Source organism: Pseudomonas sp. SM4, assembly GCF_051913165.1.
In the GTDB taxonomy this organism is placed as follows: domain Bacteria; phylum Pseudomonadota; class Gammaproteobacteria; order Pseudomonadales; family Pseudomonadaceae; genus Aquipseudomonas.
Window position 1 is genome coordinate 296081 of sequence record NZ_JBODOE010000008.1, and the last position, 16048, is coordinate 312128.

At 60.4% G+C, this 16048-nt stretch carries 14 protein-coding genes and 1 pseudogene; 4 read left to right on the forward strand and 11 right to left on the reverse strand.

The window, feature by feature from the left end; genetic code table 11:
* Positions 1 to 203 precede the first annotated feature (203 nt).
* Entirely contained in the window at positions 204 to 1067 is an 864-nt protein-coding gene (locus ACQ4MY_RS17445; RefSeq protein WP_122842395.1) for a LysR family transcriptional regulator, read from the reverse strand.
* A gap of 14 nt (positions 1068 to 1081) precedes the next feature.
* The gene (locus ACQ4MY_RS17450) at positions 1082 to 3391 is read right to left on the reverse strand and encodes a heavy metal translocating P-type ATPase (protein ID WP_440095953.1); all 2310 of its coding nucleotides are present in this window, start codon (positions 3389 to 3391) and stop codon (positions 1082 to 1084) included.
* An 84-nt stretch (positions 3392 to 3475) separates the two neighbouring features.
* On the opposite strand from ACQ4MY_RS17450, the gene cadR reads away from it, so the two are divergent.
* Positions 3476 to 3925, forward strand: a complete 450-nt coding sequence (cadR, locus tag ACQ4MY_RS17455; RefSeq protein WP_008088440.1) for a Cd(II)/Pb(II)-responsive transcriptional regulator — start codon at positions 3476 to 3478, stop codon at positions 3923 to 3925.
* 126 nt (positions 3926 to 4051) lie between these two features.
* On the opposite strand, the gene ACQ4MY_RS17460 is transcribed toward cadR, so the two are convergent.
* The 3 genes from ACQ4MY_RS17460 to ACQ4MY_RS17470 form a co-directional block, all read right to left on the reverse strand.
* Positions 4052 to 5023, reverse strand: coding sequence for a thymidylate synthase (locus tag ACQ4MY_RS17460; protein WP_440095955.1), 972 nt, complete (start codon positions 5021 to 5023; stop codon positions 4052 to 4054).
* Between the two features lie 50 nt (positions 5024 to 5073).
* Positions 5074 to 5931, reverse strand: coding sequence for a prolipoprotein diacylglyceryl transferase (gene lgt / locus ACQ4MY_RS17465; protein WP_008088444.1), 858 nt, complete (start codon positions 5929 to 5931; stop codon positions 5074 to 5076).
* Positions 5932 to 6010: 79 nt separating this feature from the next.
* Positions 6011 to 6793 (reverse strand): sulfite exporter TauE/SafE family protein, encoded by a 783-nt coding sequence (locus ACQ4MY_RS17470; RefSeq protein WP_440095956.1) that lies wholly within the window; start codon positions 6791 to 6793, stop codon positions 6011 to 6013.
* A gap of 129 nt (positions 6794 to 6922) precedes the next feature.
* Here ACQ4MY_RS17470 and ACQ4MY_RS17475 point away from each other — a divergent pair, with 129 nt between their 5' ends.
* The gene (locus ACQ4MY_RS17475; RefSeq protein ID WP_440095957.1) at positions 6923 to 7669 is read left to right on the forward strand and encodes an NRDE family protein; all 747 of its coding nucleotides are present in this window, start codon (positions 6923 to 6925) and stop codon (positions 7667 to 7669) included.
* Between the two features lie 70 nt (positions 7670 to 7739).
* Here ACQ4MY_RS17475 and ptsP read toward each other — a convergent pair whose 3' ends face one another.
* A complete protein-coding gene (gene ptsP, locus ACQ4MY_RS17480; RefSeq protein ID WP_158834152.1) occupies positions 7740 to 10019 on the reverse strand; it encodes a phosphoenolpyruvate--protein phosphotransferase in 2280 nt (759 codons plus the stop codon).
* Positions 10020 to 10041: 22 nt separating this feature from the next.
* Entirely contained in the window at positions 10042 to 10521 is a 480-nt protein-coding gene (locus ACQ4MY_RS17485; protein WP_003229203.1) for an RNA pyrophosphohydrolase, read from the reverse strand.
* Between the two features lie 143 nt (positions 10522 to 10664).
* Between ACQ4MY_RS17485 and ACQ4MY_RS17490 the strand changes: the two genes are divergently transcribed.
* The gene (locus ACQ4MY_RS17490; RefSeq protein ID WP_008088449.1) at positions 10665 to 11321 is read left to right on the forward strand and encodes an HAD family hydrolase; all 657 of its coding nucleotides are present in this window, start codon (positions 10665 to 10667) and stop codon (positions 11319 to 11321) included.
* Between the two features lie 120 nt (positions 11322 to 11441).
* Here ACQ4MY_RS17490 and ACQ4MY_RS17495 read toward each other — a convergent pair whose 3' ends face one another.
* Positions 11442 to 11855 (reverse strand): DUF2269 family protein, encoded by a 414-nt coding sequence (locus ACQ4MY_RS17495; RefSeq protein ID WP_008088451.1) that lies wholly within the window; start codon positions 11853 to 11855, stop codon positions 11442 to 11444.
* A 40-nt stretch (positions 11856 to 11895) separates the two neighbouring features.
* A complete protein-coding gene (gene ilvA, locus ACQ4MY_RS17500) occupies positions 11896 to 13410 on the reverse strand; it encodes a threonine ammonia-lyase, biosynthetic (RefSeq protein WP_008088452.1) in 1515 nt (504 codons plus the stop codon).
* Between the two features lie 260 nt (positions 13411 to 13670).
* Between ilvA and rpiA the strand changes: the two genes are divergently transcribed.
* Positions 13671 to 14345, forward strand: coding sequence for a ribose-5-phosphate isomerase RpiA (rpiA, locus tag ACQ4MY_RS17505; RefSeq protein ID WP_008088454.1), 675 nt, complete (start codon positions 13671 to 13673; stop codon positions 14343 to 14345).
* A 180-nt stretch (positions 14346 to 14525) separates the two neighbouring features.
* On the opposite strand, the gene ACQ4MY_RS17510 is transcribed toward rpiA, so the two are convergent.
* Together ACQ4MY_RS17510 and ACQ4MY_RS17515 are read right to left on the reverse strand one after the other, a co-directional pair.
* On the reverse strand, positions 14526 to 15443 hold the full coding sequence (locus tag ACQ4MY_RS17510; protein ID WP_440095959.1) for an SdiA-regulated domain-containing protein: 918 nt from the start codon (positions 15441 to 15443) through the stop codon (positions 14526 to 14528).
* 428 nt (positions 15444 to 15871) lie between these two features.
* Positions 15872 to 16048 (reverse strand): annotated as a pseudogene (locus ACQ4MY_RS17515) (IS110 family transposase); the annotation flags it as partial.

The following is a 16048-nucleotide window of genomic DNA, read 5'->3' on the forward strand; positions in this document are numbered from 1 at the left end:
AGATGGGGCCAATCCTAGAGTTGTAATGCGTCCGTCATGTGGCAACGAGGCAAAAACTGCTGATAGTGGTATTCAGGGATTTTGGTTCACCAGAGATCGTTCCCACGCTCTGCGTGGGAATGCCTCATCGGACGCTCCGTGTTCGGCTCTTGGGACGCAGAGCGTCCCGGGCTGCATTCCCACGCGGAGCGTGGGAACGATCATTACGCGGGGGACATTTCTTGGGCCAGGCCTAGGAACGCCGCGGGCAACCGCGCGCCCTTGCGTTCCTTCAGGCAATACAAATATTCAGGAATCTGCGGCGCATTCTCGATCGTCAACACGCGCAACTGCGGATCATGCGGCACTTCCTGGCGCGCAATGATGCTGATGCCGATATTGCGCAACACCGCCTCCCGAATCGACTCCCGGCTGCCAATCTCCAGCAACGGCCCGAAACTCACCCCGGCACTCGCCAGCAATTCTTCCGTCAACCGCCGCGTGGTCGAGCCCGACTCACGCATCAACAACGTATGCCCGGCCAGCGCACTCAACGTCACATGCTCCTGCGCCGCCAGCGGATGATTGCGATGCACCGCCAGCACCAGCGGATCAGTACCGAGCACCCGGCGAATCAACCGCGCGTCATCCAGCAACTGCGATGACGCAGCGATATCCACCCGATAGTCCTCCAGCGCTTCGAGCACCTGCTGCGAATTGCCGATTTCCACCGACACTTCCACCTGCGGCAAACGCTCGCGAAAGGTCTTCACCAGATCGAGGATGTAATACGGCGCCGTCGCGGCGATGCGCAACGTGCCTTGCACCTGACCGCTGTTGCGCAGGAAAAACTCAATGTCGGCTTCCTGCTGCAAAAGCGTCTTGACCATCGGCAGCAACCGCGCACCTTCGTCACTGACGCTCAACCGTCGACCACCGCGATAAAACAGCTCCACCGAATACTGACTTTCCAGATTGCGGATCTGCGTGGTCACGGTCGGTTGGCTGAGGCCGAGTTTTTTCGCCGCCAGCGTGATGCTGCCCAGGCGGGCGACCATGTAAAACGCTTTCAGCTCGGCACTCAGCACAACCTTTCCTCACTCTATTTGCGCAGCAGGCGCAAACCGTTGAACACCACCAACAGGCTCACGCCCATGTCGGCAAACACCGCCATCCACATGGTGGCGAGCCCGGCGAAGGTTACCGCAAGAAAGATCGCTTTGATCACCAGCGCCAGCGCGATGTTCTGTTTCAGGATGCTGGCGGTGTTGCGCGACAGGCTGATGAACGCCGGGATCTTGCGCAGATCGTCGTCCATCAGGGCGACATCGGCGGTTTCGATCGCCGTGTCGGTACCGGCGGCGGCCATGGCGAAACCGATCTCGGCGCGGGCCAGTGCCGGCGCGTCGTTGATGCCGTCGCCGACCATGCCCACACGATGGCCCTGCTTGTACAGATCTTCAATGGCTTGCAGTTTGTCGGTTGGCAGCAAATCACCGCGAGCCTCGTCGATGCCGACCTGCGCGGCAATCGCCTGAGCGGTGTGGACGTTGTCGCCAGTGAGCATCAGGGTTTTTACCCCGAGTTCATGCAACTGACGGATCGCTTCGCGGCTGGTTTCCTTGACGGTATCGGCCACAGCGAACAGCGCCAGCGGGCCGGAACTGTCGAGCAGCAGCACCACGGATTTGCCCTGTTTCTCCAGCGCGAAGAGTTTTTCTTCCAGCGCTGGCGAGCACAGGCCGAGTTCTTCGACCAGACGATGGTTGCCCAAATGATAGGTCTGGCCGTTGATTTCGCCTTTGACGCCACGCCCGCCCAGCGCTTCGAAGTTATCCACAATCAGCGCGGCAAAGTTTTTATCCACAGCGGCGTTGGCGATGGCCAGCGACACCGGATGGTCGGAACGTCCGGCCAAGGCAGCGGCGATTGCCGGTGCCGTGGCATCGGCGGTCGCGTCGAGGGACAGGTAATCGGTCTGCACTGGTTTGCCGTGGGTGATCGTGCCGGTTTTATCCAGCGCCAGATAATCCAGTTTGAAACCGCCCTCCAGGTACACACCGCCCTTGACCAGAATGCCTTTGCGCGCCGCTGCCGCGAGGCCGCTGACGATGGTCACCGGGGTGGAAATCACCAGTGCACATGGGCACGCGACCACCAGCAACACCAGCGCGCGGTAGATCCAGTCGAACCACACGGCGCCCATGAACAACGGCGGAATGATCGCCACGGCCAAGGCAAACACGAACACGACGGGCGTGTAGATTTTCGAGAACTGATCGACGAAACGCTGAGTCGGTGCGCGCGCCCCTTGGGCTTGTTCGACGGCGTGGATGATCCGCGCCAACGTCGAGTTGTTCGCCGCAGCAGTGACCGCGTATTCCAGCGAACCGGCCTGATTGATGGTGCCGGCGAAGACTTTGTCGCCCACGGTTTTCTCGACCGGCAGGCTTTCACCGGTGATCGGCGCCTGGTCGATGGTCGAGTTGCCGCTGAGCACTTCACCGTCCAGCGCAATACGCTCGCCCGGTTTCACCCGCACGCGCGCGCCGAGTTCGACGCTTTTTACGTCTTGTTCAATCCACGAACCGTCAGCCTGCAACACCGTGGCTTGCTCCGGAGTCATCTGCATCAAGCCGCTGATCGCATTGCGCGCACGGTCAAGCGAACGCGCTTCGATCAGCTCGGCGACAGTGAACAGGAACATCACCATCGCCGCTTCCGGCCACTGGCCGATGAGGATGGCACCGGTCACGGCGATGCTCATCAGCGCGTTGATGTTGAGGTTGCGGTTCTTCAGGGCGATCCAGCCCTTTTTATAAGTGGTCAGGCCACCGCTGAGGATCGACACCAGCGCGATGATCGCCACCACCCAGGTGGGCGCGGCGTTGGTGAAATGAATGACTTCAGCGGCGAGCGCACCAATGCCGGACAACGCCAGCGGCCACCAGTGTTTTTTCACTGGCGCCGGGGCTGGCGAATCGACGCCCGCCTCCAGCGGCTCGGCGTGCATGCCGAGGGATTTGATCGCTTCGGTGATCGGCTCGGTACCCGGCAGATTGTGGGTCACGCCGAGTACGCGATTGATCAGGTTGAATTCCAGCTGCTGCACGCCGGCGAGTTTGCCGAGCTTGTTCTGGATCAGCGTCTGCTCGGTCGGGCAATCCATCGCCTCGATGCGGAAAGTGCTCAGCCGCGCATCGGCGGTGGTCTTTTCGCTCAGTTGCACCAACGCAGGCGCGGCGGCGTTCGACGAGCAGCAAGAATCTTCGTGCGCATGCACCGGGGCCGGCGCTGCGACTTTCGACCCGCAGCAAGAATCGCCGCCATGGGCATGCTTATGCACAGGCTGCAATTTATGACTGTGATCGTGGCCGTCGCCGGGCTTGTGGGTGTGCTGGGAATCGCTCATTGGTCGCGTCCATGAAGGTGCCTGTTGCCAAGTAAAGACCCTGTAGCCACTATAGGGTCAAGCACCCTTTTGGAGATTGCCGTCATGAAGATCGGAGAACTGGCCAAGTTGACCGACTGCGCCGTGGAAACCATCCGCTACTACGAGCGCGAAAACCTCCTGCCGGAACCGGCCCGCAGCGACGGCAACTACCGCGTCTACACCCAGGCGCACGCCGAACGCCTGACTTTCATCCGCAACTGCCGCACCCTCGACATGACCCTCGAAGAAATCCGCAGCCTGCTGGCCATGCGTGACAGCCCGCAGGATCAGTGTGAAAGCGTGAATACGCTGATCGACGAGCACATTCAGCATGTGAAGGCGCGGATTGATGGGTTGTTGGCGTTGCAGACACAGTTGCTCGACCTGCGCCAACGCTGTGGCGAAGGGCCGGGGGCCGATCAATGCGGGATTTTGCAGCGCTTGGAGGTCAGCGGCGGAGTCGTCGCCACCGAAGTCGAACACTCCCACGTAGGCCGCAGCCACGGCCACTAAAGAACACCGCATAACGCTCGTTCCCATGCTCCGCGTGGGAATGCCGCCATGGACGCTCCGCGTCCAAAGTGACGCAGAGCGTCACGGGATTCATTCCCACGCAGAGCGTGGGAACGATCCTACCGACTAGACCGCCATTGGCGCGGTCATTGGTGCGTGGTGCTCGTAGCCTTCCAGCGAGAAATCGCTCGGTTCGACCAGTTCCAGCCATTCCGGCTGGTACACGCCAGTCTTGGCAAACTCCGGCACGCGGTCGGAGATCTTCAGCTTAGGCATGGCGAACGGCTCGCGCTTGAGCTGTTCGTTGAGCATGTCCAGATGGTTCTCGTAGACGTGCGCATCACCGATGAAATAGGTGAACCAGCGCGGCGTGTAGCCGGTCAGGCGACCGATCAGGCTCAGCAGCGCGGCGCCTTCGGTGAGGTTGAACGGCGTGCCCAGACCCAGATCGTTGGAACGGATGTAGAGGGTCAGGGAAATTTCCTTGGTCTCGACATTCGGGTGGAACTGGTACAGCAGATGGCACGGCGGCAGGGCCATTTCATCGAGCTGAGCGACGTTCCAGCCGTGGAACAGAATGCGACGACTGCCCGGATCGTTGATGATCGTGTCGACGCACTGACGCACCTGGTCGATGGCTTTGTACAGCACCACGTAGGCCCGGCCGTCTTCTTCGCCTTGAGCGATCTGCTTGTAGCCGTTGCTCAGAGTTTGTTCGATGGCGGCGGTGTTGCTCAGCGGGATCTGCTTGTACGCCGGCCATTTACGCCATTGCACGCCGTAGATTTCGCCGAGGTCGTCGTCACCCTGACGGAAAGGGTTGGCCAGCCACTGCGCGTTTTCGTTGGCGTTCTGATCCCAGACCTTGCAGCCCAGCGCGCGGAATTCAGCGGCGTTGTTGACGCCACGGAGAAAACCGCACATCTCGCCGATGGCCGATTTGAAGGCCATTTTGCGCGTGGTGATCGCCGGAAAACCTTCCTGCAGATCGAAACGCAGCATCGCACCCGGGAAGCTGATGGTGTTGATGCCGGTGCGGTTGGCCTGTTTGCTGCCGTTCTGAATGACGTGCGAGACCAGTTCGAGATATTGCTTCATGAGTTACCTGTGTCCTTTGAGCCCCGGCGTCGCGCGCCGGGGTTCGTAGTTTAAGCCGTCGGCGCGAGCGGTGCTGCCGGTGCGCGACGATAGGCCAGCCAGATCAGGAACAGCCCGCCGATGATCATCGGCACACAGAGCACTTGCCCCATGGTCAGCCAGTTCCAGGCCAAGTAGCCGAGTTGCGCATCCGGTACGCGAACAAATTCGACGATGAACCGGAAGATGCCGTAGAACAGCGCGAACATGCCGGAAACAGCCATGGTCGGACGCGGCTTGCGCGAGAAAATCCACAGGATCAGGAACAGCGCCACGCCTTCGAGCGCGAACTGATACAGCTGCGACGGGTGACGCGGCAGTTGCGCCGGATCGCTGAACGGCGGGAAGACCATCGCCCACGGCACGTCGGTGGCTTTGCCCCACAATTCGGCATTGATGAAGTTACCGATGCGCCCGGCGCCCAGACCGATCGGCACCATTGGCGCGACGAAGTCCATCAACTGGAAGAACGACTTGCCGTTGCGCTTGCCGAACCACAATGCAGCCAGCATTACGCCGATAAAGCCGCCGTGGAACGACATGCCGCCCTTCCACACCTCGAAAATCAGCGTCGGGTTGGCCAGGTAGGCGCTCAGATCGTAGAACAGCACATAGCCCAGACGTCCGCCGACGATCACGCCCATCGACAGCCAGAAGATCAGATCGGAGAGCTTCTCCTTGCTCCAGGTCGGGTCGAAACGGTTGAGCCGGCGCGACGCCAGCAGCCACGCACCGCCGATGCCGATCAGGTACATCAGGCCGTACCAATGGATATTCAGCGGACCGATGGACAGAAAACGGTTGAACACATGTATGTCCAGCGGACCGATGGATAACGCCACCGGGTCGATCTGCGGGTAAGGCAGCATTGCGACTCCTCGTTAGAGTTGAAACCAAAATTCCCGGGCGACGCTGCCACCTCAGGATTAAGCCAGGATTGCGACGCGGCTAAAGCAGGAAGCTCAAACCCACGCTGAACAGCAAAGCGGCGAACAGCCTTTTCAGCAAGCGCGGCGACAATCTATGCGCCAGTCGCGCGCCGAGACGGGCGAAAACCATGCTGGTCAGGGCGATGCCCAACAACGCCGGCAAATAAACAAAACCGAGACTATGCGGCGGCAACAACGGATCGTGCCAGCCCAGAATCATGAAACTTAATGCACTGACCAAGGCAATCGGCAGACCGCAGGCCGATGACGTCGCCACCGCTTGCTGCATCGGCACACTGCGCCAGGTCAGGAACGGCACGGTCAGCGACCCGCCGCCAACGCCAAAAATCGCCGAGGCCCAACCAATCACACTGCCGGCCACGGTCAGACCCACTTTGCCCGGCACGGTTCGGCTGGCCTTGGGTTTGACGTCCAGCGCCAACTGCACCGAGATCACCAAAGCGAACACGCCGATGATCTTTTGCAGGTGCGGCCCGGAAATCGCCTCGGCGGTCAGCGCGCCAAACCCGGCGCCCATGAGAATCCCCACGGTCATCCACATGAAGATCGGCCAGCGCACTGCGCCGCGACGATGGTGTTCACGCACGGCATTGACCGAGGTGAAGATGATCGTCGCCAGCGACGTACCGACCGCCAGGTGGGTCAGGATCGACTGATCGAAGCCCTGCAAGGTGAAACTGAACACCAGCACCGGAACGATGATGATCCCACCACCGACACCGAACAGCCCGGCCAACACGCCAGCACAGGCGCCGAGCGCCAGATAGAGCAGAAATTCCATGTCCTTCTCCCAGACGCATCCCAAAACCGGAGCGGCATGGTAACGGATGCGCGGCCTTCTGCTCCACTGGCGATGGATGCACGGGCGCCGGATGCGTAGAGTGGGCAAAAAACACACAAGGACCACTTTATGTGCCTGATCGTTTTTGCCTGGCGCCCGGGCCATGCCCAGCCGCTGATCGTCGCGGCCAACCGTGACGAGTTCTACGCCCGGCCGAGTCTGCCGCTGGCGCAATGGCCCGAAGCGCCGCACGTGCATGCGGGGCGTGATCTTGAGGCTGGCGGGACGTGGCTAGGCATCGGCGCCAACGGCCGCTTTGCCGCGCTGACCAATATTCGCGACCCGCAGCAGCCGCCCGCGCGCAAATCGCGCGGCGAACTGGTGGCGCGGTTTCTGACCGGCGATCTGTCGATTGATGATTATTTGAGCGATGTGGTCGGGCGCGCCTCGGAATATGCCGGGTTTAACCTGCTGCTCGGCAATAGTCATGAGCTGTGGCATTTCAATGCACGGATATCGGAGCCGATCATGCTGGAGCCCGGTGTTTACGGGCTCTCCAATGCCGGGCTGGATACGCCGTGGCCGAAGTTGCTCAAGGCCAGGGCGGCGTTGGGCGCAGTGCTGGATGAACCGACACCTGCGCGGTTGCTGGGGTTGTTGAGCGATGCGCAGACTGCGCCGTCTGCCGAATTGCCGGATACCGGGGTCGGCATGGCGACGGAGACGTTGTTATCGAGTGTGTTTATCGCCAGCCAGAGTTACGGGACGCGGGCGAGTACGGCGCTGATCGTGCAGGCGGATGGGACGCGGCGGATGGTCGAGCGGAGTTTTGGGCCGTATGGCGGGCATTTGGGCGAGGTGGATATCAGAATCTAAAGATCGCAGCCTGCGGCAGCTCCTACAGGAATACACATTCCATGTAGGAGCTGCCGCAGGCTGCGATCTTTTAAAGAGCCTTGATGACGGCCGGTGGATTGATCTTCGACAACCCTAGGTTCTTCAGCGCCAGTTGCAGCGAGCTGTGGATCACTTGCGGGTTATCGATGGTCATCAGTTCAGCCAGCAACTCCTTGGCCTTGCTCAGATTGACCTGACGCAACATCCACTTGACCTTCGGCAAGTTGGTGGCGTTCATCGACAAACTGTCGAAACCCATCGCCATCAACAGCACCGCCGCCGCCGGATCACCGGCCATCTCGCCGCAGATACTCACCGGTTTGCCTTCCGCATGCGCATCACGCACCACCGTTTGCAGGGCTTGCAACACCGCCGGGTGCAGGTAGTCGTAAAGATCGGCCACACGCGGGTTGTTGCGGTCGACCGCCAGCAAATACTGGGTCAAGTCGTTAGAGCCGACAGAAAGGAAGTCGACCATCCGCGCCAATTCCTTGGTCTGGTACACCGCTGCAGGGATCTCGATCATCACGCCAATCGGCGGCATCGGCACGTCGGTGCCTTCGTCGCGCACTTCGCCCCAGGCCCGATGGATCAGGTGCAGGGCTTCTTCGAGTTCATGGGTGCCGGAGATCATCGGCAGCAGAATCCGCAGGTTGTTCAGGCCTTCGCTGGCCTTGAGCATCGCGCGGGTCTGCACCAGGAAGATTTCCGGGTGGTCGAGGGTGACGCGAATGCCGCGCCAGCCGAGGAACGGGTTGTCTTCCTTGATCGGGAAGTACGACAGCGACTTGTCACCGCCGATGTCGAGGCTGCGCATGGTCACCGGTTGCGGGTGGAATGCGGCGAGCTGCTCGCGGTAGATCGCCAGTTGTTCCTTCTCGCTTGGGAAGCGCTGGTTGATCATGAACGGCACTTCGGTGCGGTACAGGCCGACACCTTCGGCGCCACGCTTCTGCGCCCGCGCCACGTCGGCGAGCAAACCGGTGTTGACCCACAGCGGCATGCGGTGGCCATCGAGGGTCACGCACGGCAGGTCGCGCAGGGTATCGAGGCCCAGCGCCAGTTGTTTCTCTTCTTCGACGACTTCGGCGAACTGCTTGCGCAGCACTTCGCTCGGGTTGGTGTAGACCTCGCCGCGTGTGCCGTCGACGATCATTTCGATGCCGTCGACCTTGGCGTACGGCAGGTCGACCAGACCCATCACCGTCGGAATGCCCATCGCCCGGGCAAGGATCGCCACGTGCGAGTTACCCGAACCGAGTACCGAGACCAGACCGACCAGCGTGCCTTCCGGCACCTCGCCGAGCATCGCCGGCGTCAGTTCTTCGCTGACCAGAATGGTTTTTTCCGGGTAGACCAGGTTCTGCTGACGCTCTTCCTGCAAATACGCGAGCAGGCGACGGCCAAGGTCTTTGACGTCTGACGCACGTTCCCGCAGGTAGGCGTCGTCCATCAGTTCGAAACGGTTGACGTGTTCCGTGACCACCTGCCGCAGCGCGCCCTGGGCCCACTGACCGGTCTTGATCACGGTGGTGATTTCGCTGCCCAGCGAGGCATCGTCGAGCATCATCAGGTAGACGTCGAACAGCGCGCGCTCTTCCGGGCGCAACTGCGTCGCGAGTTTGGCGGACAACGCGCGCATGTCGGCACGCACGCCTTCGATGGCGGTCTTGAACAGCGCCAGCTCAGCGTCGATGTCGGTGATGGTCTTGTCGGGCACCACGTCGAGATCGGCCGGCGGCAGCATGACCACCGCCGTACCGACCGCCGCACCCGGCGAACCCGGCACGCCGACGAACTTGGCTTCCTGAATGCCTTTGCCCTGACGGCCCAGACCACGGATCGAACCGGTGGCCTCGGCGTGGGCGATAACGCCGGCGAGCTGCGCGCTCATGGTCACGAGGAAGGCTTCTTCACCTTCGTCGAACTGGCGGCGTTCTTTTTGCTGGATGACCAACACGCCGACGACGCGGCGGTGGTGAATGATCGGAGCACCGAGGAACGAGGCGTAACGCTCTTCACCGGTTTCGGCGAAGTAGCGGTAGCGCGGGTGAACCGAAGCGTTTTCGAGGTTCAGGGGTTCTTCACGCGTGCCGACCAGACCGACCAGACCTTCGTTGGGTGCCATGCTGACCTTGCCGATCGAGCGCTTGTTCAAGCCCTCGGTGGCCATCAGGACGAAGCGGTTGGTCTCGGGATCAAGCAGGTAGACCGAGCAGACCTGGCTGCCCATGGCCTCTTTGACGCGCAACACAATAATCCCCAACGCCGCCTTGAGATCCTTGGCGGAGTTAACTTCCTGGACGATCTTGCGCAGCGTATTGAGCATGGCTCGGGGTCGAACTCCGTCGTCAGTCGCGCGCTAAAAGGCGCGGGGCAAGCTCTTTGAGGGCGCGGCGATACACCTCGCGCTTGAATGTCACCACCTGGCCCAACGGATACCAATAGCTGACCCAGCGCCAGCCATCGAACTCCGGTTTACCGGTCAAATCCATCCGCACCCGCTGCTCGTTGGAGATCAGGCGCAGGAGAAACCATTTCTGTTTCTGGCCGATGCACAGCGGTTGGCTGTGGGTACGCACCAGACGTTGCGGCAAACGATAGCGCAACCAGCCCCGGGTACAGGCCAGTATTTCAACATCTTCACGTTCCAAGCCAACTTCTTCGTTCAGCTCGCGGTACAAGGCGTCTTCCGGCGTCTCTTCAGGGTTGATTCCCCCTTGCGGAAACTGCCAGGCATCTTGATTGATACGGCGAGCCCATAGCACCTGGCCGGCGTCATTCGTCAGAATGATCCCGACATTGGGGCGGAAACCATCGGGGTCGATCACGGGCACAACCTCGCAAACGCATGTCGCCGCATTGTTCCACAAAGGTTGATAAGGCGGCAACGAAGCTTCCTACCTTATGTGCACTCTTGTGAAAAGACCGTATTCTTGTCGCCTTTTTACAGACTTATCAGCGGGTAACTGCAATGCGCCTGGCTCTATTCGATTTGGACAACACCCTTCTGGGCGGCGACAGCGATCACGCCTGGGGCGACTATCTGTGTGAGCGCGGCTTCCTCGACCCGATTGCGTACAAAGCGCGCAACGACGAGTTCTATCAGGATTACCTGGCCGGCAAACTGGATAACGCCGCGTACCTGAACTTCTGCCTGGAGATCCTCGGCCGCACCGACATGGCCGTGCTCGAGCAATGGCACAGCGATTACATGCGCGACTGCATCGAACCGATCGTCCTGCCGCAGGCGCTGGAATTGCTGAAAAAACACCGTGATGCCGGCGACAAACTGGTGATCATCACCGCGACCAACCGTTTCGTCACCGCGCCGATTGCTGTGCGTCTGGGCGTTGAAACTCTGATCGCCACTGAATGCGAAATGGTTGATGGCCGCTACAGCGGGCGCAGCACGGATATTCCGTGCTTCCGCGAAGGCAAGGTGACGCGCCTGAATCGTTGGCTGGAAGAGACCGGGTATTCGCTGGACGACAGCTATTTCTATAGCGATTCGATGAATGACTTGCCGTTGCTGGAGCAGGTGGCGAATCCCGTCGCTGTCGATCCGGATCCGAATCTGCGTGCCGAGGCCGAGAAGCGTGGCTGGCCAGTGATTACTCTGCGCGACTGATGACGCCATCGCTGGCAAGCCAGCTCCCACAGGGACTATCAGTGGACACAAATTTTGTGGACAGCTCAAAAACCTGTGGGAGCTGGCTTGCCAGCGATTGGCTCGACTCGGTATGTAGCCTTAAACAGGCTTGGCACCCATCAACCCCGCAATGGCGAGAAACCCAACGCCGCTGACAATCGCCAGGGCCAGATTGAATTTCCAGTTACCTACCCCGCTAGTCCACAGCCGATTAAGCCGCACCAACAGCCACACGGCACTCAACGTGGCCACGGCATAGATCACGCTGGAACCCAGAATCCAGAACTGCCCCAGTGGCCAGCCGATCAGGTGTACCAACCACCAGCCGGTGAAAGGCATGCTCAGCATACCTATCAGCATCAAACACCAGATAAACAGCCAAGGGCGCTGCATCGTGCTCGCTGGCCCTTCGCTGCGATTACGCCAGGTCAGAGCGGCAAGCCCCAACCCGCTGACGAGGATCACCACGGTCGCCGCGACGTGAAGGACTTTCAGGGTGGTCAGGGTTTCCATGAATTTCTCTTCCTTGGGCCATGCCCATCAGCGTAGCCGCTCAGCCAAGAAACAGCTGATAGGCCGGGTTCTCGCTTTCATCCCAGTACGGGTAGCCGATTTCCTCAAGCGCCGCCGGCACCAGATGACGCTCGTCGTGCGGCACTTGCAGGCCGGCGACCACACGGCCATCGGCGGCGCCGTGGTTGCGGTAGTGGAACATCGAGATGTTCCAGCGCCCACCGAGCTTGTTAAGGAAGTTGAACAGTGCGCCCGGACGTTCCGGGAATTCGAAGCGGAACACCACTTCATCGACCACCTGCGCCGCGCGGCCGCCGACCATATGGCGGATGTGCAACTTGGCCAGTTCATTGTCGGTCAGGTCGAGCACCGGGAAGCCCTGCTCAGTGAGGCTCGCCAGCAACGCACTGCGCGGGTCGTTTTCCGGGTGGGTCTGCACGCCAACGAAGATGTGCGCTTCGCTGCCGGTGTTGTAGCGGTAGTTGAATTCGGTGATCTGGCGCTTGCCGATGGCTTCGCAAAACGCCTTGAAGCTGCCGGCCTTCTCGGGAATGGTCACGGCAATGATCGCTTCGCGGCCTTCACCCAGTTCAGCGCGCTCGGCGACGTGGCGCAAGCGGTCGAAGTTGACGTTGGCGCCGGAGTCGATGGCGACAAAGGTCTGGCCGCTGACGCCGCGTTGCTCAACGTACTTCTTGATCCCGGCTACGCCCAACGCACCGGCAGGTTCGGTGATCGAGCGGGTATCATCGTAGATATCCTTGATGGCTGCGCAGATCTCGTCAGTGCTGACGGTGATCACTTCATCGACATAGTCTTTGCAGATCTCGAAGGTGTGCTGGCCGATCTGCGCCACCGCCACGCCATCGGCAAAGATTCCCACGGTCGGCAGCACCACGCGCTCACCGGCAGCCATCGCCGCTTGCAGGCAGTTGGAGTCGTCCGGCTCGACGCCGATGACCTTGATGTCCGGACGCAGGTATTTGACGTACGCGGCGATACCGGCGATCAGACCGCCACCACCGACCGGGACGAAAATCGCGTCCAGCGGCTGCGGGTGCTGGCGCAGAATTTCCATCGCCACGGTGCCCTGCCCGGCGATGGTGTGCGGATCGTCGTATGGGTGGATGTAGACGTAGCCTTTTTCATCGACCAGTTTCAGCGAGTAGGCCAGCGCTTCCGGGAACGAGTCGCCGTGCAGTACCACTTTGCCGCCACGCGAACGCACGCCTTCGACCTTGATCTCGGGGGTGGTCTTGGGCATGACGATGGTGGCTTTCACGCCCAACACTTTCGCCGCCAGGGCCAGACCCTGCGCATGGTTGCCCGCCGACGCGGTGACCACGCCACGGGCGCGCTCTTCGTCGGTCAGCTGAGTCAGCTTGTTGTAGGCGCCGCGAATCTTGAACGAGAACACCGGCTGCAAGTCTTCGCGCTTGAGCCAAATGTCATTGCCCAGCCGCTCGGAGAGCTGGCGAGCGTTCTGCAGCGGGGTTTCTACGGCAACGTCATAAACGCGCGAGGTGAGGATCTTTTTGACGTACTGTTCGAGCATCGGAAAGCATCACTGAGCGGGTTGGGCAGGGCCAAGGAGTCTAACCCGGCTTTTGCCCGGGCGACCACACGAATCCAGAGGTTTTAGCCGCGCCTTAAAAGATCGCAGCCTTCGGCAGCTCCTACAGAATGCATGCGATTCCTGTAGGAGCTGCCGCAGGCTGCGATCTTTTGATCTGCCAATAGGACAATGACCTTCCCAGACATGGGGCCTATAATGCCGGCCTTTCCGTTCTCACCTTGCCCGCTTCCGGAGCCCGCATGACCCAGGATCAACTCAAACAGGCAGTGGCTCAGGCCGCCGTCGACTTCATCCTTCCGAAACTCGACGACAAGAGCATCGTCGGGGTCGGCACCGGCTCCACCGCCAACTGCTTCATCGACGCACTGGCCCAGCACAAGGGCGCGTTCGATGGCGCGGTCGCCAGCTCCGAAGCCACTGCCGCGCGCCTTAAGGGCCACGGGATTCCGGTGTATGAGCTGAACACCGTCAGCGATCTGGAGTTCTACGTCGACGGCGCCGATGAAAGCGACGCGCACCTGAACCTGATCAAGGGCGGCGGCGCTGCCCTGACCCGCGAGAAGATCGTCGCGGCCGTGGCCAAGACCTTCATCTGCATCGCCGACGCCAGCAAACTGGTGCCGGTGCTGGGCGAATTCCCGCTGCCGGTCGAAGTGATCCCGATGGCCCGCAGCCACGTCGCGCGTCAGTTGGTAAAACTGGGCGGCGACCCGGTGTACCGCGAAGGCGTACTGACCGACAACGGCAACATCATCCTCGATGTGTTCAACCTGCAGATCACCAACCCGGTGGAGCTGGAAGCGCAGATCAATGCGATTGTTGGCGTGGTCACCAACGGCCTGTTCGCGGCACGTCCGGCGGACCTGCTGCTGCTGGGCACCCCCGAAGGCGTGAAAACCCTCAAGGCTGAGTAAGCCAAACTGCCCGAAAATGTATGGGCAAACGAATAAACCTGTGGGAGCTAACCTTGTGGTGAGGGGATTTATCCCCGATGGGCTGCGTAGCAGTCCTGCTTTTTGGGGCCGCTTCGCGACCCATCGGGGATAAATCCCCTCACCACAAAAGCCAGCTCCCACAGTGTTTTGCGGTGTTTGTCAGGGTTGAGTGGGTTTTTTGAAGACGTAGAACAGGTTCGGCTCGCTCACCAGGTACAACGTGCCGTCGTCGTCCATCGCAATGCCTTCCGCCTGTGGCACGGTTTTCTTCAAACCCTGACGCCCGCCACTGATCGACATGGTGCTCAACGGGCGCCCATCGACATCCAGTTCCAGAATCAACCGTGACTCGTCCGACAGCGCCAACAAATGGCCGCTGCGCTCATCGTATTGCAGGCTCGACAGGTCACGCACAAACATCCCGGCATCGCGCTTGGGGTTGTTGATCACGTGCACCGCGTAAGACTTTTCCGGGTTGAAGTGCGGGAAGCCATGCACTTCGTAGATCAGCATCGGGTCGCGCTCTTTTGCTACAAACAAGCGCTTGCCCACGGAATCATAGGCCAACCCCTCGAACCCCTTGTTGCCGCTCATGTGCACGCCGAGGGTCATCTGCTCGGCATCGGCCGCATCGAGGAAGGTCGTGTCTTTTTCCAGGTGGATCTTGATCAGCCGCTGCTGGCGTTCGTCGGTGATCACATAGGTGTCGGCGCTGATGAACTCGACCGCTTCCGGGTCGCCGAAACCGATCAGCGCGATGCGCCGCAGGATCTTGCCTTCCAGCGACAACTCGACCAACTCGGCATTCTTGTTGGTGACGGTGAACAGGCTTTTGCGCACCGGATCGAAGGTCAGTGCTGAAACATCGTCGTCCAGCCCTTCGATGACTCGCGCTTCGATCTCGACTCGATATTGGTCCAAGGCAATGGACTCACTGCTCTGCGTCTGCCACAGCGTATGCAGGTTGAACCAGGCGCGCTCGAACAGACGCATATATTGGCCAATCGCAATCAACGCGATCAGGGCAATCACCGACAGGAAGATGACCAGAGGTTTGGGACGGGCAAGTCGACGCATTCGGGCGGGCTCGGAATCAAAACAGGCGGATGAAATATCACGCCCGTCTGAACTGAAGCTTAATGGCCACTTGCCCCAAACCACAACCCAACCTCGTGTAGGAGCTGCCGAAGGCTGCGATCTTTTGATTTTGTTTTCAGGATCAAAATCAAAAGATCGCAGCCTGCGGCAGCTCCTATGTATGGACTCGCCCCATCATTCAACCGGCTTTTGAACACTGTTACCCGATTGCATCTATGTATAAGGCCTATTCGAGGAAGCGTTAAGCGGCTTCTGGCCAACATTGGGTAAGCTCGCGATATGCCGATTACAGTAAGGCCTCAAGGGCCAGTAGGAGCTCAGGCATCAATTCGCGACGGTCTGACCTGGGGTCAATGTTCTTAGCATGGGTTGAAGCGGCTTAGCGCCTCGGTGGCAGAACTCTTTTATCAGTGACTCATCGTCGCCTCCTGGCCATTGCCTGGCTGGCGACGATAGGTTTGATCGTTTTGCAGCAGCACCCAGAGAATCCGAAGATTGCGATTGGCCAATCGCACCGCAGCCTCCTTGCGACCCAATCGGTTGATCCAGCGTTGGAGCCGCTGATCGTCCGGCTGCTGTGAATC